Below are 23,349 nucleotides of genomic sequence, written 5' to 3'. Positions count from 1 at the left end.
GCCTGCGCTGCCGCTGGGGAGGTCCAGTTAGACGACGAAGCCGCCGTCGACCTCGAAAACGCTGCCGGTGATGTAGGAGGCGCGTTCGGAAACCAGGAAAGACACCAGGTCCGCGACCTCTTCCGGCCTGCCGAACCGGCGCAGCGGAACGGCCCGGAGCATCTTCTCGCGGGTCGCTTCGCTCAGCTTGCCGAGCATGTCGGTCTCGATCAGCCCCGGCGCGACGGAGTTGACGCGCACCCCGTACCGGCCGACCTCCTTGGCCAGCGCCTTCGTGAAACCGAGAACGCCGCTCTTGGCCGCGGAGTAGTTGGTCTGCGTGGGATTGCCGTGCACGCCGGACACCGAGGACAGCGTCACCACGCTTCCGGCGCGACGTTTGATCATCCGGAACACCGCGGGACGGCAAGCGTGGAAGACGCCGTCAAGGTTGGTGCGCAGGACACTCGACCAGTCCGGCTCGGACATCAGCGCGAGCGAACCGTCGCGGGTGATCCCCGCCGACGTGACCAGTGCGTACGGCGCACCGAACTCGTCCGCCGTACGCTCCACCCACGCTGTCACTGCTTCGCCATCGGCCACGTCGACCTGGCTGGCTTGCACCCGGACGCCCAGATCACGGACCTCCTTGACGAGAACGTCCGCCGCAGTTTGGTTGCTGTGATAGCAGAAGGCGACGTCGAACCCGTCCTGTGCGAGGCGGAGCACGACTGCCCGGCCGATCCCGCGAGAGCCGCCAGTCACGAGTGCGGTCCGGCTCATCGCGGTTCACCGCCGAGCTGCAGCAGCGCGCAAGCCACCGAACCGTCGTCATCGCAGGCGGTGACGACGATGTGGTCCTGCTCGCCGTGGTCAGCACCGTCAGCAATGCTGAGCACCGACGCCAAACCGAAGAGCGCGGTCGCCGCCGAGGTGTCACCGATGAGATCCACCGGCGGCACGCGGTCCGTCACTGCGTCGCCGAAGAGCTGTCGCAGCGTCGTGTCCTCCGGCCGGTCCGACCCAATGGGGAAGCCGCTGCCGACCGCCGCCCACACCCGTTCCGCCGCAACGCCAGACCGTTTCAGCAGCGAGGACACGGTGGCGTGCAACGTTCCGGCGAGATCCCCGTCGAGGCAGATCCGCGAGTCGATGCCGGTGAGCGTCGCCAACACACTGCGCGGATCCGCCGAATCCGCAGGTTCCAGCAGGAACATCGCGCAGCCTTCGCCGAGCGTCGCCGCTCCGCCGCGCCGATGGTGTTCAAGCCAGGACCGCGCATCGGAATGCTCCTCGGCCGCACCGCACAGCACCTGCGCCGCACGCTCGGTCATCAGCAACCGGCGGGCGTAGTTCAACGCCTGTAACCCAGTGGTGCGACCGGCGGCGATCGTCGCGTTGGGTCCCTTGAGCCCGTGCCAGATCGCGGCCTGCCCAGCCGCGCAGTTCATCACCGTGCCGGGAACGGCGGCGGGCTCGACGTGGTCAGGCTGCTCGCCGGTGATCGACGCGCGCGTCAGGTCCATCATGCTCTGCGCACTGCCGGTCGTGGTGCCGAGCACGAACCCGATGTGCTCGCGGTCGCCGTCCGGAGCCAGCTCCATGTCGGCGAGCAGCTGTTGCGCTGCCGCCACGGTGAGCCCGCTGACCCGGTTCATCGCCCGGGTCTTCTTGCGGCCGAACATCTCGCGCACGTCGAAGCTGGGCACGACAGCCGCCTCGCCAGGCCCGCCGGATTCGGCGACGGGTTCGCGCCGGGAGCGAACGCCGTCGGCGAACGCTTCCCGGCCGTAGCCGAAGGGGGAAATGGCCGTCCAAGCCGAGATGACCGGACGGTGCCGGGCTGGTGCGGTCACCGCGCGGTCTCCTTTCGGGGCTGCCGCTCGTACCGGCCGAGCAGGACCACGGCGTTGTTGCCGCCGAAGGCCCAGCCGTTGTTCTGCACGATGTCGAGGTCGGCGTCGACGGATTCGTTGGGCACGCAGTCCACCGGACAGTCCGGGTCGGTGTCGCGGTGGTTGATGGTCGGCGGGATGAACTGCTCGGTGAGCGCGATCGAACAGCCGATCGCGGCCAGCGCGCTCGCCGCGCCCATCGAGTGCCCCAGCATGGATTTCATCGACACGGTCCGCGGCGGCTTCGGTCCGAACAGATCGCGGATCGCCGCGGATTCGGTCATGTCGTTGGCTTTGGTCCCGGTGCCGTGCGCGGAGATCAGATCGATCTCGCCGGGCTTGACCCCGGCGTCGGCCAGCGCCAGTTCCATGCAGCGGGCGATCCCGGCCTGATGCGGCGCGACGGGATGGTGCGCGTCGCAGGACATCCCGTACCCCAGCACTTCCGCGTAGATCCGGGCACCGCGGGCGAGCGCGGAGTCCAGGCTTTCCAGCAGGAGAATGCCCGCGCCCTCGCCGGTGAGGATGCCCATCCGGTTGCGGTCGAAGGGACGGCAGCAGTCCGGGGCGATGCTGCGCAGCCGGTAGAACGAGGTGAACGTCTTGCGGCACAGCGCGTCCGCGCCGCCGCAGAGGGCGAACTCGGCGTCCCCGCACCGGATCGCGTCGAGCGAGTTGCCGATGGCGTAGTTGCCCGCTGAACACGCCGTCGCGATGGTCCCGGTCTCGACGTCGGTCAGTTCCAGCTCGCGCGCGATCGACGTGGCCAGCCGGCCCGCGGAGGTGCGCCGCACGAGTCGCGGGTCGAGACCGGCCAGCCCGGCGGAGAGTTCCTGCGCCACCAGGCCGTCGAGTTCGTGCGCCTCGCCGTCGGTGCTGCCCACCGAAACGAGCGTGCGCGCGGCGCGCAGGGTTTCCAGCGGCAGCCCCGAATCCTCGACGGCGAGGCGCGCGGCAGCGGTGGAGAACCGGCTCGCCCGGCCGAGATCGCCGGGGTCGAGCGTGCGGATCCACCGCGCGGGCTCGAAGTCGGTGACCTCGCAGCCGTTGTCGTGGGCGAACCCGGTGGTGTCGAACACCGAGATCGGCCGGACGTCGCTGCGCCCGGCGCGCAGTGCGGAGGTGAACTCCCGGACCCCGATGCCGATGCTGGACACGACACCGCATCCGGTGATGACGACCCGGCGTCCGATGCTCGTCGACATGGTCTCTACCAGCTCGCGGATTCCGACACGACCTCGTACACCGCGCGCAGGTTGGTCATCCTGGCGAACTGGGCCTGGTCGATCGTGACGCCGAACTTCTTCTCCAGCGCGGCCAGCACGTCCATCAGCGACAGCGAATCCGCCTCGTGGTCGTCGGCGAAGTCGCTGGTTTCGGTGAGCTCGGCGTCGTCGAGTTCGAGGTGCGTGCAGACGATCTCGCGGATCTGCTGCATGCGTTCGGAGACGGCTGTCGTCATGGGGGCACTCCCGATAGTCAGGGACCGGTTCTGGGGATTCGGCCCGAAACTAGCGGCGAGCGGTGACACCCTTCTGACCTCGTTCTGACAGACCCCTGACGCGCCCGGCCCGTCGGCGCGCTGTCAGCAGCCGGTCATCGGGTGCTGCCATGCTGACGCTCGTGAACGACGGCTCAGTCGAGAAGCCGGTCCTGCATCAGAATGGACTGGTACAACCGCCGCAGCCCCGGCCCCGGCTCCAGGCCGAGTTCGGCGCTCAGCCACTGCCGCGTGCTGTGGAAGACGGACACCGCCTCGCCCTGCCTGCCGTCGCGATAAAGGGAGATCATCAAGTACTCGCTGAGCCGCTCGCGGGCCGGGTTCTCGGCGACGAGCTGTTTCAGGTCATGGGAAAGCCCATGATGCTCGCCGACCTGCAACCGCGCGGAGATCAGGTCTTCCTGCACGGTCAGCCGATGCTCGTTCAGTTGTTCAGCGGCCATCCGGCAGCGAGTGCAATCGGCCACGTCGAGCAACGCCGGCCCGCGCCAAAGCCGCAACGCCTGCTCGAACACGGTGATGGCAGCGCGCGGATCCTGCCCGAGCAAGCTCGCGCCGCGCTGCGCCAGAGCGGAGAACCGATGCGCGTCGACCGCCTCGGCGGGCACGGTCATCAGATAACCGCTGCTGACCGTGCGGACCACCTCGCGCTCGCCGGTCACGTTGAAGACGAGCTTCCGCAACCGGGCGATGTTGGCCTGCAACGCGTTGCGCACGTTGGAGACCGGTTTGTCGGCCCACAGTTCGTCCGCGAGCGTGTCCAGGGACAACGGCACCCCCGGCGACAAGGCCAGCAACGCGAGCACGGTCCGCACCTTTCGCGACGCGACTCCGTGCCTCCGGCCGGCTTGCCGGAGCGTCACCGATCCCAATAGCTCAATTTCCATATCTACCCCTGAGGAAAAATAGCCCGTCTCAAGTGACCCCACGCACCGAGCTGTCGGCCGAGCCGAGCATGTCAGAACTTGAAAAGACGGTCTACCTCCGATTGGGGTAATGAGTTGGCGTCATGCTCGACAGTTTCGGGCGCCGAATAGGAAGGACCCTCCCGATTTAGCGCCCCCGACCTCCCGATGGTGGTGCTGGCACCAGTCAGGACAGTGGTGTTACCTCCCCCAAGGCCCTCTTCTTCGGCGAATACCTTGTCGTACTCGCCGGTACGGTGTTGAATCAATTAACGCCGCCGGGGCGTTGCCGCTTATTCCGATCCAGGACGGCTTCTATTTGCAGTTACGGGCAACATTTCTGCCCGTAGTCGCCGATTCGGACGAATGGTTATTTATTAGCGTCCCGGCGACGCAGGGTGTTTCTGTTGTTCCCCAGAGTTGTCCGCGGCATTCGACATCGTGAACGGACTGCCCCGCCTCTCGACTGCTGGGACAGAATCACGCTATTGCGCGAGTGCAATCTCCTGGCTTCGGCCAGTCGAGTCGTAACAACGGAATTTCGCGAACTTCCGTACCTGTGGCCGGAACAGCCAGTAGCTGCGGTGCGGCTGATTCCTGCTCCCGACAACCTCCGAAGCGCCCGCATCGCCGAGCCACAGAACCCGGGAGGCCGAGCGGGACCGAAGGGGGTCTGGGTGCCGGAGGCGGCAGCCACCATTCGCCCGGATCCATTCGAACCCGGCCACCGCCACACGCGGGAGACGATCCCGAAGCCAGGCTCGCGCAAGACGCAGCCTGACGGTCGGCGACGAAGCCCGCCGACGCATCGAACCCACCGCGGACATCGCCGACCGGACCTGGAGCCACAGCCGGCTTCACGAGCCAGGCAGGCGCTGCGGGACACCTCGCCCAACCTCTGGCGGAGCACCGCGGATCGCCGGACTGCTCCTTGAACTGGACGCCGGAACGACCCGAAGCGGCGAACCCAAGAATGCGTTCTCCGCCCCGCACTCCCGCAACAGCCCGCTGGGCCTGAGCCCGTAATCCGGCCAACAGGCCCCTGTCGTCCGCGCCGCCACACAGCCCAAGGCGGATCCCCTCCGGCCTGTGGACGCGAGTACCCCGTAGCCCCGCCTGCCCGACACTCCTGCTGTGACAACGGCCCGACGCCTCTCGCAGGTGTCATAGCCATTCTCAGCCCGGACGCGACAAACTCCCACAGCCCTTTGACGAGACTCTTCCTCGCCCACCCGCTCCGGTCAGCTGCTGATTGCAGGAGGCAACGACAGCCGCCCATCCGTCCACTTCGGAGCAACACCGCCTGACGAGTTCACCGCGCTAGACATCGACGCGAGAACCACATCAGCGCCCAACGCCATCCAGCTGCAACTGGGCCTCCGAACGCAGAGCGCAGACCGGCAACACCCGCCAGGGCGATCGGCCCGGATCATGCCGCAAACACGAAAAAACCCTCCGATCACCACAAAGGTGCGATCGAAGGGTTTCTGTCCAACTTGTGGAGCTAAGGGGACTCGAACCCCTGACCCCCTCACTGCCAGTGAGGTGCGCTACCAGCTGCGCCATAGCCCCGAAGCAGAGGTGAACTCCGCATCTCGTATGGACATACAGTACACCCCGCCTCCGAGGCCTTCGGCAGGGGGTCGGTTACCTGTCGGAGGCGCGCTCGAAAGCTGCGCCAAGCTGGTCAAGCCCGCGCCTCCCTCTCCTGCGTCGGGCGCATTAGTGCAGGTCGACTGCCCTTCCTGACTTTTCTTCAGGTTTGCGTTGAGCGCAGGTGTGCCCGCGATTACATTCCTCCGCAGTCGCGCTGGCGAGCCGACGCCTGCCATGCGGCGGACCGCATCCCGGCAGGGGTCGCCCGATGGCCCGTCTCGGCAAGGAGGTGGCGATGGGTCCCGAATCACGGAGAGTGGCTGCCCCGGTGCCGACGTCTCCGAACCCGGCCGGCGACCTCCCCGGGCGTAACAGCGGCGCGCTGCCCCCTCAATCCCTCGCGGCGGCCGCTGGAGCGTGGCCCGGCCAAGCCATCGCGGCGAACACTCAGCGAGCCGTCGCTCAGTCTCAGCCCAGGCCTGTCCCGCTGGTCCGCTCGTACATCGGCACCGGAACAAACGCGCACGATTGGCACTTTCACTTCACCCGTGAGGGCGATGCGGAGACGGCCACCCGGCGCTCTCAGCTTCCGCTGTCAGCGGACCAGAGCGCTCCGGGAACGTGCCGCACCGCTGTCCCGGCGCATGTGCCGTTCCCCGAGGTCGACCCGCGATGGCCAGCGCATCCGGCCGCGACTGTTGTCGATCTTGACTCCGGCCGAGACAGCGAATCGCGCCCGGCCGGGCCGGCCGCCGAACGCGCGAAGCCGCAGCAGCCCGGCCGTCGTGACGCCGTCAACCGGTCGTTCACACTGATCTCCGTGGGTGGCACTACTTCTCCGCCGCCGGGACAAGTGGACCTGGGGCCGAACGTCGTCGTTTTCGATCCGTCGATGCCGAGCGCGAGCATCCAGTGCAAGCTGGACGAGATCTTCGCGGAGCAGGAGAAGAACCAGTTCGGTTGTCAGCGCTACGCGGTGCTGTTCAAGCCGGGCACGTACTCCAACGACGTGAACGTCGGCTTCTACACCCAAATCCTCGGACTGGGCAGCACGCCCGACGCTGTGACGATCGACGGTGCGGTGCACGTCGAGGCGGACTGGTTTCCCCCGAACAACGCGACCCAGAACTTCTGGCGCGGCGCGGAAAACCTGTCAGTGAACCCCGTCGGGGGCGCGGATCAGTGGGCCGTCTCGCAGGCGAGCCCGTACCGGCGGATGCACGTCCGCGGCGACCTCCGCCTCGACCACGGCGGCGGCTGGTCGAGCGGCGGCTGGATCTCGGACACGAAGATCGACGGCCAGGTTCGTTCCGGGTCGCAACAGCAATGGATCTCGCGCGATTCGCAGTTCGCCAGCTGGAGCGGGTCCACCTGGAACATGGTGTTCGTCGGAGTGGACGGCGCACCCGCTGGCACCTTCCCGAACCCGCCGTACACAACGGTCGACCAGACCCCGATCGTGCGTGAAAAGCCGTGCCTTCAGGTCGACGAGTCCGGGCACTACCGAGTGTTCGTGCCCGCACTGCGGACCTGCACCTCCGGGGTCACCTGGGAACGCGACAGCGCACCAGGCGTTTCGCTGCCGATCGAGCAGTTCTTCATCGTGAAGCCCGGCGCGACTGCGGCCGAGATGAACGCGGCCCTGACGGCGGGCAAGAACCTGCTGATCACCCCAGGCGTCTACCACCTTGATCAGCCGCTGCACGTGACTCACCCGGACACCGTCGTTCTCGGCCTCGGCATCGCGACCTTGGTACCGGACGGCGGGATCACCGCCATCAAGGTCGACGACGTAGACGGGGTGAAGATCGCCGGCCTGCTGATCGACGCCGGGACCACCTCGTCGGCCATGCTCATGGAGGTCGGCGACCCCGGGGCGGACGCAGACCATTCGGCGAACCCGACCTCGCTGCACGACGTGTTCTTCCGCGTCGGCGGTGCCGCCGCCGGAAAAGCGCGCACCAGCCTCGTCATCAACAGCAACGGTGTGATCGGCGACCACCTGTGGCTCTGGCGAGCCGACCACGGAGCTGACGACAGCCACGTCGGCTGGAGTTCCAACACTGCCGACACCGGCCTGGTCGTGAACGGGAACGACGTGACCGTCTACGGGTTGTTCGTCGAGCACTTCCAGAAGACTCAGGTGACCTGGAACGGAAACGGCGGACGCACCTACTTCTTCCAGAACGAGATGCCTTACGACGTCCCCGACCAGGCCGGCTGGATGAACGGCGAGGCGGAGGGCTACCCCGCCTACCAAGTCGCCCTGGACGTGACCAGCCACGAGGCCTGGGGCCTGGGCAGCTACTGCTTCTTCAGCACGAACCCGTCCGTAGCCTGCTCGCACGCCTTCGCCGCCCCAGCCGCCCCGGACGTGCGGTTCCACGACATGGTGACGGTTTCGCTCAACCACCAGGGAACGATCACCCACGTGATCAACGACGTCGGCGCGACCACCCCGGCGGGCACGAAACCGGCGAACTTGGTGCGCTATCCGTAGCCACCACCTGGACAACCGGTGCCCGCCGCGGTGGCGGCCGTGGCGGGCGCCGGTCCCTGGTTCTGTTGCTTGCCACGAGGGCCGCCGGGACACCGTAGGCTGTGCCGTGTGAGCCAGCCGATCCTGATGACCGTCGACGACGACCCCGCCGTTTCGCGGTCGGTGGCGCGCGACCTGCGTCGCCGCTACGGCAAGGACTACCGCGTCATCCGCGCCGACTCGGGTGCCGACGCCCTCGACGCGCTTCGCGAGATCAAGCTGCGCGGCGACGCCGTCGCGGCGATCCTCGCCGACTACCGCATGCCGCACATGGACGGCATCGTCTTCCTGGAGAAGGCGATGGACCTCTTCCCCAACGCCCGGCGCGCGCTCCTGACGGCCTACGCCGACACCGACGCCGCGATCCAGGCGATCAACGTGGTCGACGTCGACCACTACCTGCTCAAGCCCTGGGACCCGCCCGAGGAGAAGCTGTACCCGGTGATCGACTCTCTCGTCGAGACCTGGCTCGCCGTCGGCGATCGTCCGGTGGAGGAGACCAAGCTGATCGGGCACCGGTACTCGGCGCCGTCGTTCCGGATGCGCGATTTCCTCGCTCGCAACGCCGTGCCGTACCGGTGGTACTCGGTCGACGACGAAGAGGCCGGCCGTCTTCTCCAAGCCGCTGGCGCGTGCGAGACCGACATCCCGGTCGTCGTGACGCCGGACGGCACGGTGCTGAAACAGCCGTCGGGCAGCGAGATCGCCGATGCGGTGGGCCTTTCTACCCAGCCCGCGCAAGATTTTTACGACCTGGTGGTGATCGGCGGCGGCCCGGCCGGACTCGGTGCCGCGGTGTACGGAGCCTCCGAGGGGCTGCGCACCGTGCTCGTCGAGCGCAAGGCCACCGGCGGCCAGGCCGGAACCAGTTCCCGGATCGAGAACTACCTGGGCTTCCCGGACGGAGTGTCCGGCGCGCAGCTCACGGACCGAGCCCGCCGCCAGGCGCAGAAGTTTGGCGCCGAAGTGCTCACCGCACGCGACGTCGTTGGCCTGGAAGCGCGCGGGTCGAGCCGCGTCGTGACTTTCGGCGACGGATCCGAGATCGCCGCGCACTCCGTGATCCTTTCCAGCGGCGTCAATTACCGCGCGCTGGAAGCCGAGGGAATCGAGGAGCTGACCGGCCGGGGCGTCTACTACGGCTCCGCGGCGACGGAAGCGCCTGAGTGCTCGAACGACCACGTGTACATCGTCGGCGGCGCGAACTCCGCGGGACAGGCCGCGGTGTTCTTCGCTCAGCACGCCACCGACGTGACGCTGCTGGTGCGCGGCGCGTCGCTGGAGTCTTCGATGTCGCACTACCTGATCGAGCAGATCGCCGCCATTGAGAACGTCCACGTCCGCACGCACACCACGGTGCTCAAAGCTCACGGGGACGATCACCTCGAGTCCATCACGGTCTGCAAAGACGGCGTGACCGAGAAACTGGACACGGAACACCTCTTCATCTTCATCGGAGCCGCTCCGCGCACGGAGTGGCTGGGGAAGGGCGTCCTCCGGGACGCCCACGGATTCGTCCGGACCGGCCCAGACCTCGTGGAAGACGGACGCAGGCCGCCGGGATGGACGCTGGACCGCGATCCGCATTACCTGGAGTCGTCAGTGCCCGGCGTGTTCGTGGCCGGAGACGTGCGCTCGCAGTCGGTGAAACGCGTGGCGTCCGCCGTCGGCGAGGGCGCCATGGCCGTGACCCTGGTCCACCGTTACTTGGAGGAACAGTGACTCAGCCCGCCTTGCCGCGCGAGGAACTGCGCGGCCTGTTCTTGTTCGAACATCTCTCGGACGCACAGCTCGATTGGATCGAGCAGAACGCGGTGCGCGAGGAGTTCAAGGCTGACTCCGTGGTGATCCGCGAGGGCGATCCGGCCACTTGCTTCTACGTCCTGCTCAACGGCGCGCTGCGGATGACCCGCGTGGTGGCCGGAGCCGAGGTCGAGATGAAGCGGTCCGACCAGCGCGGTTCCTATTGCGGCGCAACGCAATTCCTGGCTTACCAGGACAGCGAAGCCACCTATGGTGCGACGATCTACGCGGTCAGCGACCTGACCTTCCTCACGCTTCCCGCCGCCGAGTTCGCCGTCGAATTCCGGCAATGGTTCCCGATGGCAGCGCATCTGCTGGAGGGGATGTACCTCGGCTGGCGCAACACCGACGCGCTGGTGTCGTCGCGGCGCAGGCTCGTCGCCCTCGGCGAGCTGTCCGCAGGGCTGATGCACGAACTCAACAACCCCGCCGCGGCCGCGGTACGGGCGACCGCCGCGCTGCGGGAGCGGGTCGCCGGCATGCGGCACAAACTGGCGATCCTGGCGAAGAAAGACATCGATCCGGATCTGCTCGAGCTGCTGCTCGACGTGCAGGAACGCTTGGTGAAGCAGGTCGGCGACGCCCCCAAGCTCACCGCGATGCAGCAGGCCGACCGCGAGGACGAGATCGGCGACTGGTTCGACGACCACGGCATCGACCAGGGCTGGGACCTCGCGAGCATCTTCGTCGCGGCCGGGCTCACGCCGAAGAACCTCGACCACGTTCTCGAATCGGTGGGCGAAGGGCTCCTCGACGGCGCGATCCGCTGGCTCGCGTACGCGCTCGAAACCGAGATGCTGATGGGCGAGATCGAAGACTCGACCAGCCGGGTCTCCACGCTCGTGGGCGCGGCGAAGCAGTACTCGCAGATGGATCGCGCGCCGCACCAGTTCATCGACGTCCACGAAGGACTCAACTCCACACTGGTGATGATGTCGGGCAAGCTCGGCGAAGGCATCCGCGTGGTCAAGGAATACGACTGCTCGATCGACCGGATTCCCGCCTACGCGGCCGAACTGAACCAGGTGTGGACCAACATCATCGACAACGCCGTGGGCGCCATGGGCGGCGAGGGAACGCTGACCCTGCGCACCTGGCAGGTCGGGAAACAGGTGCGCGTCGAAATCGGCGACACCGGGCCGGGAATCCCGGAAGAGGTGCGCCAGCGCATCTTCGAGCCGTTCTTCACCACCAAGGGCGTGGGCGAAGGAACTGGTCTCGGGCTGGACATCTCGTGGCGGATCGTCGTGGAACGGCATTCGGGCGACATCAAGGTGACGTCGGAACCGGGCGACACCCGGTTCGAGGTCTGCCTTCCGGTGGAGGAACAAGCGTCGCTCTGAACGCGCGCTCGCCTGCGGAGGCCCGGCATGGGACCGGGGTCTTCGGCTTCTTCGGAGCAGTTCTGCGGTGACTGTCATCGGTGGCATCCCCTCGGAGCGAATTGACGGCTCGATTCCGAGGTTAGCCGACCGCACCGACAGGATTTCGGGCTGATTTCGCGTTTCCCTTGTGCGCCAACGGTTTTCGATCTATCCCCGATCGAGTGATGATTCCGAACGGATGTTCGAGCACTCTGGATCACGGCAGTGCCGCGTCCATTGCTCGGGCCCACAGGGGGCTCGGTGGGCGCCGCTGCCGGTTCAGGGGAGGGACCGTGATCCGAATCCGGGAAGTGTCAGTGTCATTGCCGCTGTCGTCAGCCAGGTCAGCATGTCCGGCAACGGAATCCGGGCGAGCCTTCCGGGCCATTCGTCGGCTGCGATCGTCAGCGCGAGCTCGTCTTCGTCCGGACGGATTCCGGTCAGCCGCAACCCTTTCGGCAGATCCGGGAGCGGGAGCACGATCGGCCGGATCCGCTTCGGCGGACGCCTCGCCCACCGCCCGAGGCGGAGCGCGGTCGGGGTCAGCACTATTGCTTCGTCTTCGATGCCTGCGACGAGGGTCAAATGCCCCCAATGCGGATGCTTTCGCCAGCGCACCCGGAACCCTTCCGGATGCGGCGTCGCGATCAGATCGGGACGTGCCGCGGCAACCCGCTCCCGCACCACAGCGCCGCTCACTTCTATCTCGAGTTCGACAGAGCCTGGAATCACCGCTGGCGAAGGCAATCCTCGAAGCCGTACGTCCTTGGCGAGCACGGTTACGCGGCGCAGCGGAATGCGGTCGACGTCTGGCTGTGCAGGCGTGTCGGCGGCTGGCTGGCTTGCCGAGTCGGCTTCGCGGCTGGTGGACGGCCGCCCGGAGTTCCGCCGAGAAGTCGGTTGCTCAGATTCGTGCGGTTCCGCGTTTGGTGCGTCAGGTGCCGAGCTGGACTGCCGCGTTGCGGCACCTGGTGTGGCTTCCGCGATTCGGCGATCACGTTGCGCCTGAACAGAATCCGACGATGCCGTCGTCTCTGGTCGACCGGATGGGCGCGCGGCGGTTCGGCCGTCGCCGGGCTGCTCGATGCGGCCAGGCGCAAGACCAGCCGTGTCCGGCGAGCCGTCCGTGTTGCTCGGCTCGTCAGCGGGAGGTCGCGTGCCCTTCTCAGCAAGCACGCCGGATGCGCCCGAGGTGGTCGGGGCCTTCGTTCCACCACGCCCGTTCGACGCTGCTGCAGCCGCTTCGTATCGAGACGAGCCGGCAATGCCGGCAAGGTTGCCAGCGGCGTGCTCAGCGGGGCCCGCCGAACTGCCCGGAACGGGCCAGTCGACGTCTTCCGCGACTATGCGTACGTCTCCCACTCGACCGGTGGCCAGGCGAAGCGAATCCGCCGGGTAATCGAGTTCGGTGAGGGTCAGGCCGACTTCGTGGCCTTGCACCGTTGTCGTAAGGCGACGGCCCACCAGTTGCTCGGTGACAGTTCGGGCGAGCGCGGCCGGGGTCGCGGGCACCGCGGGCAGCAGTGCCCGGCCCGCGGCGGCCAGGCCCGACAGCTCGGGCCAGGGCACCCAGGCATCGAACCATCGGCCTTCGCTCATCCGGCCATCGTATGGCCGTCCTGAAGCGACCGCTCCTCGCTGTGGCATGAGCCGCGTAGCGGAGCGGAAGGGGTCGATCACGCAACCGGTCGGGCAACAGGCGACACGGCGCATGCAGCGGCCCCGGTAATTCTGGTCACCACCAGCCAGAATCCGGTGGCGGCGAGACGCTTGCCGCCGTGTTCAGCACCCAGTCGGCAGGCGAGCGAACTAGGCTTGGCGAATGCCCGAACACGAGCCGGAGCCGCCTGGCATCGAAACGGTCGAGGACCGCGTCTACCGGCGGGAAGACTGGTACGCGGAGGAGTTCACGGCGCGGCGGTTCGTGCGCTGTGAGTTCCACCAGGTCGATCTCACCGAGGCCGTCACGCGCGGTGTCACCTTCCTGGACTGTGTGTTCGGGAACGTCCAGTTCAACGCTTCGCGGCACACCGACACGGCGTTCACCGGATGCGTGTTCAAGGGGTGCAATCTCTTCGACGCCGAATTCACCGGATGCAAGCTGGTCGGCAGCCGATTCCAGGACTGCGACCTGCGGCCGTTGCGCGTAACGGGCGGAGACTGGTCTTTCGTCGGATTGAACGGTGCCGACCTGCGTGGAGTCACGTTCCAGGGTGTCCGGATGCGTGAAGCGGACCTCACCAAGGCGAAGTGCTCGGGTGCCGTGTTCACCGACGTGGATCTGTCCGGGGCGGAGCTGCAGGACATCGACGTCACACGCGCTGAGCTGCGGGGGAGCGATCTGTCGTCGCTTGACCTGACCCGTGCGTCGCTGACTGGCGCGATCGTGTCCCCGGAGCAGGCAGCGGTCCTCGTCACGTCGCTCGGGTTGCAGGTGCGCGGGTAGTCTCGCGCCCAAGGTGCTGAGCAGTCGGGTATGTCCGGAAGGGAGTGCGATGGGAATCGTCACACCAGGCTTCACCGGACGCGCCGCGGTGCCAACCCGCGACTGCCGCCAGGTCAGTATCTCGCTGAGGACTTCCCGGTTCTCTCGGCCGGGCCTACCCCTCGGGTGAGCACCGAACGGTGGGAATTCGCGGTGGTGACCGAAAGCGGCGAACGCCGCTCGTGGTCGTGGCCGGAACTGATGGCGCTGCCCAGCGAGAAGATCACAGTCGACATCCACTGCGTCACTCAATGGTCCAAATTGGACACTCATTGGCGCGGCGTCTCAGTGGACACGCTCGTCGGGGACCTCGACACAGCCGCTGATTACGTCATGGCGCATTCCTACGGCGGCTCCACCACAAACCTTCCGCTCGCCGACCTTCTCAGCGGGCAGGCGTGGATCGCCTATGAATACGGCGGCAAGCCGCTCACTCCGGAACACGGCGGTCCCGCCCGGCTGCTGGTGCCGCACCTCTATTTCTGGAAGTCCGCGAAATGGGTGCGCGAGCTGCGACTCGCAACAAAGGACGATCCGGGCTTCTGGGAAGCGGCCGGCTACCACGACTACGGAGATCCATGGCGGGAACAGCGGTATCAGGGCGACTTGCATGGCGCGTCGCCCGGCTCGCGGAAATCCGGCAGGAGACACCGACCGCGCGAACGCTGGTCTTCGACATCCCCGGGTGGCCAGGCCATCTCGCGGGACAGCACGTCGACGTTCGTCTCACTGCAGCTGACGGCTACACCGCGCAACGCAGCTACTCGCTCGCCGCACCGGCGAACGGAGACCGGATCGAACTGACCGTGCAGCGGGTAGCCGACGGCGAAGTGTCCGAGCACCTCACCGGTCCTTACGCGGGGCGACCCGGTCGAGATCCGCGGGCCGATCGGCGGCTGGTTCGTATGGCGTGCCGCTGATTCGACTCCGGTGCTGCTCGTCGCCGGTGGTGCGGGCATCGTCCCGCTGATGTCGATGATCCGGGCTCGTCGCGAAGCTGGCAGCAAAGCACTCTTCCGGCTGGTCTATTCGCTGCGCACCCCTGCGGAGCTGTACTACGCCGAGGAACTTCGCCGTCCGTACGCGGGGCTGGACATCACTTACGTCTACACGCGAGAGCTTCCGGAAGGGCTCTCCGGCATTCCGCGGCGCATCGACGTCGCCACGTTGAGCACCGCCGCATGGCCAGCTGAGCTCGAGGCCACCACGTACATTTGCGGGCCGACCGGGTTCGTCGAAACTGCCGCGGACATCATGCTCGCGCTGGGACATTCGCCGAAGTCGATCCGGACCGAGCGTTTCGGCCCCAGCCGGGACTGAGGCCGTCCACGAGTCAATGCACGGTCGGCTTGGCGAGCAGTTCGCGCAGGGTCGCGAGCAGTTCGCGACGGTCCGCGGCACCGAGTTTGCCGCGGATGCGGGCCATGTGGTGTTCGACAGTCTTGCCGGAGATGAAGAGTTTGCTGCCAGCTTGTTTGTAGGTCAGCCCGTCGACCACCAGGCGCGCGACTTCCAGTTCTCGTTCGCTCAGCGCGCTCAAGCCGGTCGAGGTGCCTGGCGTCGGGGCGGAGGATTCGAGACGTCCAGTCGTGCCTTGGAACTGTCGAGCTGCTTCGAGGAGTTGGACCATCGCCTTGCGGTCTGAGGTGCGAATCGCGGCTTGGCCGGCCAGGCGGGCAGCGTCCCAGCAAAGATCCAGCTCGTGAAGTTCCGCGGCCGCTGCGGAGATTTCGCCCGGATCAAACGTGCCGCTGAGCACGGCAAGCCAGCACCCGGCGGCGCGGGCGAGCGCGGCCGGATAGCGGCCGCAGTCCGCGAAGCGGTTCAGCGCAGCCAGCTGCCGTTCCGCAGTGGCTCGGTCTTCGGTGGTGATCGCCGCATGCAGTTCGTGCCAGCACAGCGAGACTGTCCACAAAGGAGGATTGCCGAGCCGGTCCAGCATGGCGTGAGCGCCCTCTAGCCGCCAGGACAGCTTGGCGTGCGCACCGGTCCGAGCGGCTGCGATTGCCAGTTCGCCTAACGGCAACAGCGTGAACAAGTCCACTTGCTGACGCATGGACGCCTGATACGCCCGCTCCCACGACTGTTGCAGTCCGACCAAGTCGCTCGCTCGCCGGGCGAGACCGAGTTCCAGCGTCGCGAAGAACAGTTCGTCGCGGGCTTCGAGTTTGGTGCCAGCGACGGCGTCCCGGTGTTCAGTCGCGGCGGCGAGGTGGCCGCCGGTCATCGCGACCCAGCCGAGCAGCAGCCGGTGCCGAGTGGCGAGCAGGTCACCGCCGACGCTGCTGGCAAGTGCTCGTTCCAGCACCGATTCTGCGAGCGCCAGTTCACCAGCGTGCAGGCCGGCGAGTGCGGCGAGCGCGGCCGGACTGTCCGGAAGCGGCGCACCGCCAACCGCCGGCTCGAGCATTGCCGCAGCACCTACGAGCGTCGGCAACGCCTCTGTCCCGCAACCGAATACAGATTCCACGATCCCGCTCGCTGTTCGCGCTGCGGCACCGGTGAACAACGTCGGCGCGACACCCGGCATCGGGACGGTGGCGACCGCTTGGCCGTCGGTGGTCTGGCCGGTTCCGACCAGGGCGATCGTCGCGAACGCATCGACCGCGACAGGGCCCACCCAGCGATAGCTCTCGCCATTTTGTTGGGGCGCTGTCGGGAAAGAGGCATTCCCGTTGGGAGCGTGAGCGGTGGGTGCCGGGGAAGCGGGATCGTGCGGAGCTTCGGCGGTGTCCGTGCGGTGGGGGAGCGCAGAGGCTTGAGAGCGCGTTGAGTCGGCGTTTGCGTCTTGGCGGCTCGTCGCTGCGGCATCGGGGTTTTCGATACCCACCGGGATGGAGCCGTTGCCGCCAGCGTTGGACGACGTGGCGGCGGCGTGTTGACGAGACCAGTTATCCGTGGCCGCAGCCCAGCGGTACAGCTCCGCAGTTCGAGCCAGTTCGCCGCGGTGGGCCAGGACGGTCGCGGCGATCTCCGCACCGGCGGCTCGAGCTTCGGGGTCTTCGCCGGACAGCATGCCGTCGCCTAGACGGAGGGCGGTGTCCAGATCACCGGACAGTGCGGCGGCGCGAGCCCAGCCAGTGGTAGTCGCGGCGTCGCGGGCGCCGGCTTCGGCTGCGGCTTCGAAGAGGCGTGCGGCGTGCTTTGGATCGGTGGGGAGCGCTTCGCTTGCCGCCGTTGCGAACGCGGTTGCTGCGGAGGCACCGGAGCTGCCGGCGTCGAGGAGTGAGGTCGCGAGGTCGAGTACGGGCAGACCGCGGGTCAGCTGTGCTTCCACGAGTTGTTGCAGGACCGCTAGACGCCGGGCAGGCGGTCCGTAAGCGCGTACTGCTTCGGCGGCGGCAGGAAGGAGAATGTCTTCGGCGTCGAGGAGACCGGTTGCGCGGGCTCCGTCGACGACTTCGGGCAGTTCGTCTGGTGTGCGCTCCAGCAAAGAACAGAGCAGGTCGAGGTTGCGGGCCGCGCCGGCTTCGGCGGCGATGAGGTAGCGGAGGACGTCGTCGTCGAGTGCGGCCAGCTCGGCGCGGAAGTCGGCGAGACGGGCGGTTACGACGCGTTCCACGAGGCGGGGGACGCCGCCGGTGCTGGCGTGCAAGGCAGAGGCGTCCGCGGTGCGGCCGGTGAGTTGTTTCGCGAGCTTGCCGACTTCGTCGACGGTCAGCGGCGGCAGCAACAGCGTTTCGCCGAGCGCCCGCAATGCTTGCGCGCGAGGGTTTGGACGATGTGCCACCACGAGCGGTCCCTCTTTGGCAGCAGCGAGCATGGTGAGCCTGGTCAGGTCTTCGTCGTCGAGCTGGTCGGCGTCGTCGACGACGGTGGCCTCGACACCTGCCTCGCGGTAGCTGCGGTCGAGGGCACCCAGCAAGGCAGTCTTGCCGTAGCCGCCCGGTGCCACGACCACGAGCCTGACTGGGGCCGCGGGGGTGTCGGCGAGTTGTTCAAGGAGGCGGCGGGCTGCGGGGTGGACGGCGTCGTTGCCGGTTTTCGCCAGCAGTGCGTTCAACAGTGACCTTCACCGGAGGGAGCTGTGGCTGGGTGGGCGCACGAACTCAGGACAGGGGGACGGGGAGAAGCGGGTTCCTTGTCCGCGGTCGCTTCGTGTGACGTGAGGACCGCGATCAGGATCGAGGAGCTGACCGCCAGCACGGCCGCCGCGGCGGCGAGTGGTCGCCAGCGACGCATCAGTTTGGCAGCGCCCTCGGGCTCCGGCAGCGTGAACGGAGTGATTTCCACCGGCGGCCGCTCGGGTCTCTCGGGGAGTTCGGGTTCCCGGTCGACTCGCGGCAGCAAGGTGGTTTCGGGAGCAGGGGCCTCCCGTCGCGCGAGAGGCCTCGTCCGTTGGCTGGCGAGGATCCCGGCACCGATGGCGGCCGTATCCGCAGGTTGGGGGCCCGCGAAAAACGGGCAGGGCAAACGTCCGGGGCGGACGCCCTGGCTTGGTTCGCCGCAGAACACGATGCCGGCCAGCGACTCTGGGGTGACATTCGCCGCCTGCGCGAGACCGAACGCGGTCGTGACCGCGGCACTCGGGGCGACGCCTTCGGTGCTGGTCCGGGCGATCCATCCGCTGGCTCCCGAAGCGGTCGCCAAAGTGACGGTGACGCCGTCCGGGCCGAACTCGCACACCGCAGCCGTTCGGTCGCCCGCGCCGGGCTCCGGGAGGTGCGCGTAGAGCGCGGCGACCGCGCTGGGAACGAGGGTGACCGCGTTGAAACCGGACTCCGCGAGCGACTGGCGCAGAAGGTCGCGTCGGTAACCGCCCCAGTCACCGGGGTGGGTGACGACGAGCTGGCGCGGCGGCCCGCCGGTCTGGCTGGCCGCGACGTCGGCGATGCCTTCGACGAAGACTGTCGTCAAGGATTCCGGCGTGAACGGTTCGCTGCCGATGAAGACCGGCACATCGTCCCCGACACGGCGGTGGAATCCGGTGATCAGCCGGGACGGCACGGCGGCGCCGGCTTGCGCGGCCGCATCGCCGGTGAGCAGGTAGCCCTCGTCGTCGAGGAAGAGCGCGGTCGCGGTCGCCGGAGACGTCTCGCCCAGCCACAACGGCTCGGGATCGTCCCACCGGTCACCTTGCCTGCGGCGGAGCGCGGCGTGGGTCCGGGCAGCGCCGAGGTCGATGCCGAGCACGTAGGGCACCGCCGCTTCCTCCCTTCGTCGCAGTCAGGGTTCGGCCAAGGGGCGTAACTCACTGAACGGATACGCATCCTCACCCGTTCGGGTCAGACGGGCAAGAGTGGGGTGGGATTTAACCCAACCGGGTTCCGCGTGTCCGATCCCCTAACTCCCTAACGATCTCATATCGACCCCCTAACGGCTGAGCGAGGCGCGACTGGGTGTAAACCCCGATGTGAGCGGGGGTGCTCCGTCCCTACCTTGGGCGCCACGCCCGGCCGGGGAGGGCCGGGCATTCCCCGTAATCACTACAAGTGGAGATCCCCCCATGGATTCGGTGCAGACTCTGCACGACTTCACGCTCACCTTGCTCCAAGACCCGTCCGCGCTCGCCGCTTTCGGCCAGGACCCGCAGGCCGCGCTGGCCGCTGCCGGGCTGGGCGACATCAGCGCCGCCGACGTGAACGAGGTCGCGCCGCTGGTGCTCGACTACGTACCGGTGGACCACCTGGCCTCTCTCGGCCACCTGCCCCAGGCGGGCGACCTGACCACTGCGCTTGGCGACGGTCCGCAGGGCGCGATCGAGCAGCTGCAGGCGCTCACCGCTTCGCTCGGCGGCGCGGCCGCCTCCGCGGGTGCGCCTCAGCTGCCGGGTCTCGGCGAGCTCCCGGCGGTGCCGGGCTTGGGTGAGCTGCCCGGTCTCGGCGAGCTGCCGGGCGCGGGTGCGCTGCCGGGCGCGGGTGCGCTGCCGGCCGTCGGCGACCTGCCCGTCGTCAGCGACGTGGCCGGTGCTTCGGCGCTGCCGACCGCTGGTGACCTGCCGGGCCTTGGCGAACTGCCGGCGGTGCCGGGTCTGGGCGAGCTCCCGGGCGTTGGCCAGCTGCCGGGTCTCGGCGAGCTGCCGGGTGCCGGTTCGCTTCCGGGCGTTGGCTCGCTGCCGGGTGTCGGCGACGTCGCCAGCGCTCTGCCGGTGGCCGGCGAGCTGCCGTCGGTTCCGGCTGTGCCGGGGCTCCCGGCTGCTCCGGCGCTGCCCGCGGTGCCGGGTGTCGGCGACGTGCAGAACGCTGCCGCGTCGGTCACCGCGCTGGTGCAGAACCCGACCAGTGCACTCGCCCTGGGCAACGACCTGGCCAACGGGCTGGACTCCAGCGCCGTCGCGCAGGCGAGCGGACAGGCGGCCGCTGCGGCTGACGGCGCCGTCTCGCAGGTGCAGCACGTCGGCGGCGAGCTCGCCGCGGCTTCGCCGGTCAACGTCAGCGACCTGCCGGTCGCGAACTCCGGTGCGCAGGTCGCCGATCACGCGACCGAGGCTGGCGGCGGGATCGCCGGGCACGTCAGCGACGCTGTCGGGACTGTCACCGACAACGTCGGCAGCCTGAGCAACACGCTCAGCGCCAATGGCCTGAACCACGCTGTCAACGGCGTGACCCAGCAGGCGCACTCGCTCATGTCGCACGGCGACGCCGAGCGTTCCGACGCCGCGACCGAGACGCACACCGGGACCGACGCTGGCGTCGGCATGGTGCACGACACCGTCTCGACGGTTTCCGACCTCGGGCACCAGGGCCTCGGCCTTGACCTGCACGCCGGTGCGGAGACCTCGCACGGCGGCGGTGAGCTGCACATTTCCCTCTGAGCAAGGGTAATTCGGGAGTGGCTCCGCGGTCTGGGTGCGACCGCGGAGCCACCACCCGGTTCGGATACTCCCCGTACACAGGGGACACTGGTTCGCCGTGACGGCTCCAGCTTGGCTCGAAGTGCTCGCCGAGACCTCGGACGCCTGCCGGACGCATGGCCGCGAAGATCTTGCCCAGCGCCTTCGCCGACGTCAGGACCGGCCGCCGGGAGGCACGCGCGTCGCGGTGCTCGGCTTCCCCAAACAAGGCAAGGGCTACCTGGTCAACGCGGTGCTCAACGCGCCGGTCTGCCCGGTCGGCGACGCGGCGACACCCGCAGTGCCGATCGAAGTCGCGTACGCGGCCGAACCCGGCGCGACGCTCGTCGGACGCGCCGACGAACGCATCCCGGTCGAGATCGAGAAACTGACCGGCGAGGTCGGCGCCCGGCCGGCCGGGTCGCTGCGGCGGGTCGAGGTCGGAGTCCCGCGTGATCTGCTGTCCGCGGGCCTGGTGCTCATCGACACCCCGGCGATCGGCGACCCGAGGTCGCCTCGCACAGCTGCCGCTCTCGACGTTCTCGCGGACGCCGACGCGGTCATTCTTGTTTCCGACGCCGCCGCTCCGCTGGATCAGGCCGAGCTGGCGTTGGCGCATCACGTCCGGACGTGGTGTCCGCACGTGGTCGTCGCGCTGACCAAGATCGATGTCAGCGCCGGATGGCGCACGGTCGCCGAACAGAACCGGACCGCGTTGTCGTCGGCAGGGATCGACTCGCCGGTACTGCCGGTGTCCGCGACGGTTCGTTTCGCTGCGGCGAAGGGCGGCGATCAAGACCTCAACGCGCGGTCCGGATTCCCGGAGTTGCTTTCCTGGATCGCGACACAGGTGTCGCGGCCGGCGGAGAGCACGGCCGCCTTGCTTGCCGCAGTGAGCGTGCGTGCGGCGGCAGCAGAGCTGGTCGAGACATTGCGCGCGCGGGCCGAAGCAGCGGGGCAGGAAGCAGGTGTCGACCAGACGACGTTGCTGCAACGCTCCCAACGTCGCGCCGACGAGCTGCGTCGGCGCAACAGCCGCTGGCAGAACCTGCTGTCGGACGAAATCGCCGACCTGCAGTCCGACGCTGAGTACGACCTGCGTGAACGCACCCGGAAGATCGTCGAGACGATCGACGAGACTTTCGACCGCGGGGACCCGGTGAAGGTGTGGGACGAGTTCGGGCCGTGGCTGGACAGCACGCTGGCGGAAGCGGTCGAGACGACCTACACGTTCGCGGCCGAACGCGCGGAGTGGATCGCGCAGGCGGTGGCGGTGAGCTTCGGCGCGCAGTACGACCTGCCGGAACTGGCCTTGATCGACTCCGGGGTGGACCAGATCGCCGAGGTTCGGCAGCCGCGGATCGAGCGGTTCAAGATCGGGCAGAAGGCGTTCACTGGGTTGCGCGGTTCGTACGGTGGCGTACTGATGTTCGGCCTGGTGACCGGGTTGGCGGGATTGCCGCTGATCAACCCGGTGTCGATCGGCGCGGGCGTCGCGTTCGCGGCGAAGACGATCAGCGACGAGGGCGGCATGCGGCTGCAACGTCGGCAGGCAGTAGCGAAGATGACCGCGCAACGGCATGTTGACGACGTGTTCCTGCGGTTCAGCAAGGAGTGCCGCGACGCGATCCGCCATGTGCAGCGCCGGTTGCGGGACCACTTCACTGAGCTTGCGGACGGTCTTGCCGACGAGCTGACGCGGGAACGCGAGATGATCATCGCCGGGTCGGCCGAGCGGGAGCGGCGCAGCGCGTCGCTGCGGCGGGAGATCGACCGGCTCGCCGGGTTGCACAAGCGGGCCGGGGAGTTGGGGATGCTGGCGAATCGGACACCTAAGGAGTTGCCTGCGTGACCTCGGCTCCGCCCGACTGTGTGCGGCGTGTTCGGAAGTGGATGGGCGTTTTGCGGGCGGGGCTTGAGGATGCTGTCCAGTGGGGCATCCGAAGGGTTGTTCGCTTGACCTCGACTGAGCGCGGTGTGCTCCGGTAGCGCTGGCGGCTTTGTGGGCTGCTGAGCGGGAATGCTGGCTGGTCAGGTGTTCGCGGAGTTAGCCGCGTGACCTCGGGCTGGGATGGCTAGGTGCGGCGTGTTCAGTAGGGCGAGCGGCATGCTTGCCAACCAGCTGTCGAAGGAGTTGGCTGCGCGACTTCGGGGAGAGAGTTGGGCGCGGCCTGTGGTCGGCGGCTCTGCAGGCTGGGGCTCGCGCGCCGACCAGGCCCCGAGGAACTGTCTGCGTGACTTCGGTGGGGATGGCTGGATGCGGTGTTTGGTCGTGCTGGCGGCTTTGTCCTGGATTGAGTGAGCTGCTCCTTCGGCGGGGTTCGGTGCTGGCTGGATGAGGCGCGGCATCTGGGCCGGTGGTTGCCGAGGGGTTCCGCATCGTGGGAGTCAGTTGGTTCTTGATGTGGTGAGGCGTTTCGCTGCGGTGAAGGCGGTTTGGCGAGTTGCGACGAAGCTCGGGTGGCGGAGCAGTTTTGGTGGCTGGTTGGCGAGTTGTGGTTGCGTCGGCG

The 23,349-nt window shown here is 68.0% G+C and carries 14 protein-coding genes, 1 tRNA gene and 2 pseudogenes; 8 read left to right on the top strand and 9 right to left on the bottom strand.

The window, feature by feature from the left end:
• Window positions 1–27 precede the first annotated feature (27 nt).
• The 6 genes from fabG to AB5I40_RS18840 all read right to left on the bottom strand — a co-directional run bounded on the left by fabG (window position 28) and on the right by AB5I40_RS18840 (window position 5,852).
• Entirely contained in the window at window positions 28–762 is a 735-nt protein-coding gene (gene fabG, locus AB5I40_RS18865; RefSeq protein ID WP_370939835.1) for a 3-oxoacyl-ACP reductase FabG, read from the bottom strand.
• Window positions 759–1,835 carry a beta-ketoacyl synthase N-terminal-like domain-containing protein gene (locus AB5I40_RS18860; protein WP_370939834.1) on the bottom strand — a complete coding sequence of 359 codons (1,077 nt, stop codon included), beginning with the start codon at window positions 1,833–1,835 and terminating at the stop codon, window positions 759–761. The genes fabG and AB5I40_RS18860 overlap by 4 nt, the downstream gene beginning before the upstream one ends.
• On the bottom strand, window positions 1,832–3,079 hold the full coding sequence (locus AB5I40_RS18855) for a beta-ketoacyl synthase (protein WP_370939833.1): 1,248 nt from the start codon (window positions 3,077–3,079) through the stop codon (window positions 1,832–1,834). Before AB5I40_RS18855 ends, AB5I40_RS18860 begins: the two co-directional genes overlap by 4 nt.
• Window positions 3,080–3,084: 5 nt before the next feature.
• Window positions 3,085–3,336, bottom strand: a complete 252-nt coding sequence (locus AB5I40_RS18850; RefSeq protein ID WP_037812007.1) for an acyl carrier protein — start codon at window positions 3,334–3,336, stop codon at window positions 3,085–3,087.
• A gap of 173 nt (window positions 3,337–3,509) precedes the next feature.
• Window positions 3,510–4,262 carry a BTAD domain-containing putative transcriptional regulator gene (locus AB5I40_RS18845; protein ID WP_370939832.1) on the bottom strand — a complete coding sequence of 251 codons (753 nt, stop codon included), beginning with the start codon at window positions 4,260–4,262 and terminating at the stop codon, window positions 3,510–3,512.
• A 1,517-nt stretch (window positions 4,263–5,779) separates the two neighbouring features.
• Window positions 5,780–5,852: transfer RNA gene (locus AB5I40_RS18840), tRNA-Ala, on the bottom strand.
• Between the two features lie 916 nt (window positions 5,853–6,768).
• Here AB5I40_RS18840 and AB5I40_RS18835 point away from each other — a divergent pair.
• The 3 genes from AB5I40_RS18835 to AB5I40_RS18825 all read left to right on the top strand — a co-directional run bounded on the left by AB5I40_RS18835 (window position 6,769) and on the right by AB5I40_RS18825 (window position 11,561).
• Window positions 6,769–8,376 (top strand): coagulation factor 5/8 type domain-containing protein, encoded by a 1,608-nt coding sequence (locus tag AB5I40_RS18835; protein WP_370940551.1) that lies wholly within the window; start codon window positions 6,769–6,771, stop codon window positions 8,374–8,376.
• 108 nt (window positions 8,377–8,484) lie between these two features.
• Window positions 8,485–10,137, top strand: a complete 1,653-nt coding sequence (locus AB5I40_RS18830) for an FAD-dependent oxidoreductase (RefSeq protein ID WP_370939831.1) — start codon at window positions 8,485–8,487, stop codon at window positions 10,135–10,137.
• On the top strand, window positions 10,134–11,561 hold the full coding sequence (locus tag AB5I40_RS18825) for an ATP-binding protein (protein ID WP_370939830.1): 1,428 nt from the start codon (window positions 10,134–10,136) through the stop codon (window positions 11,559–11,561). Before AB5I40_RS18830 ends, AB5I40_RS18825 begins: the two co-directional genes overlap by 4 nt.
• Window positions 11,562–11,861: 300 nt before the next feature.
• Here AB5I40_RS18825 and AB5I40_RS18820 read toward each other — a convergent pair whose 3' ends face one another.
• A complete protein-coding gene (locus AB5I40_RS18820; protein ID WP_370939829.1) occupies window positions 11,862–12,281 on the bottom strand; it encodes a DUF2993 domain-containing protein in 420 nt (139 codons plus the stop codon).
• A 1,123-nt stretch (window positions 12,282–13,404) separates the two neighbouring features.
• Between AB5I40_RS18820 and AB5I40_RS18815 the strand changes: the two genes are divergently transcribed.
• The 3 genes and pseudogenes from AB5I40_RS18815 to AB5I40_RS18805 all read left to right on the top strand — a co-directional run bounded on the left by AB5I40_RS18815 (window position 13,405) and on the right by AB5I40_RS18805 (window position 15,387).
• Window positions 13,405–14,028, top strand: a complete 624-nt coding sequence (locus AB5I40_RS18815; protein ID WP_370939828.1) for a pentapeptide repeat-containing protein — start codon at window positions 13,405–13,407, stop codon at window positions 14,026–14,028.
• Between the two features lie 49 nt (window positions 14,029–14,077).
• A pseudogene (locus tag AB5I40_RS18810) lies at window positions 14,078–14,673 on the top strand (sulfite oxidase-like oxidoreductase); the annotation flags it as partial.
• A pseudogene (locus AB5I40_RS18805) lies at window positions 14,646–15,387 on the top strand (ferredoxin reductase). The pseudogenes AB5I40_RS18810 and AB5I40_RS18805, both read left to right, overlap by 28 nt.
• Before the next feature lie 13 nt (window positions 15,388–15,400).
• Here AB5I40_RS18805 and AB5I40_RS18800 read toward each other — a convergent pair.
• A complete protein-coding gene (locus tag AB5I40_RS18800) occupies window positions 15,401–18,070 on the bottom strand; it encodes a LuxR C-terminal-related transcriptional regulator (protein WP_370939827.1) in 2,670 nt (889 codons plus the stop codon).
• Entirely contained in the window at window positions 18,067–19,209 is a 1,143-nt protein-coding gene (locus AB5I40_RS18795; RefSeq protein WP_370939826.1) for a molecular chaperone DnaK, read from the bottom strand. The genes AB5I40_RS18800 and AB5I40_RS18795 overlap by 4 nt, the downstream gene beginning before the upstream one ends.
• A 304-nt stretch (window positions 19,210–19,513) precedes the next feature.
• Between AB5I40_RS18795 and AB5I40_RS18790 the strand changes: the two genes are divergently transcribed.
• Window positions 19,514–20,821 (top strand): IniB N-terminal domain-containing protein, encoded by a 1,308-nt coding sequence (locus tag AB5I40_RS18790; protein ID WP_370939824.1) that lies wholly within the window; start codon window positions 19,514–19,516, stop codon window positions 20,819–20,821.
• Between the two features lie 97 nt (window positions 20,822–20,918).
• Entirely contained in the window at window positions 20,919–22,691 is a 1,773-nt protein-coding gene (locus tag AB5I40_RS18785; RefSeq protein ID WP_370939823.1) for a dynamin family protein, read from the top strand.
• Window positions 22,692–23,349 lie beyond the last annotated feature (658 nt).

The sequence above is a fragment of the Amycolatopsis sp. cg13 genome (assembly GCF_041346965.1).
GTDB lineage: Bacteria > Actinomycetota > Actinomycetes > Mycobacteriales > Pseudonocardiaceae > Amycolatopsis.
Note: the sequence above shows the minus strand (reverse complement) of the source record. Positions and strands in the feature narration are given on the sequence as shown.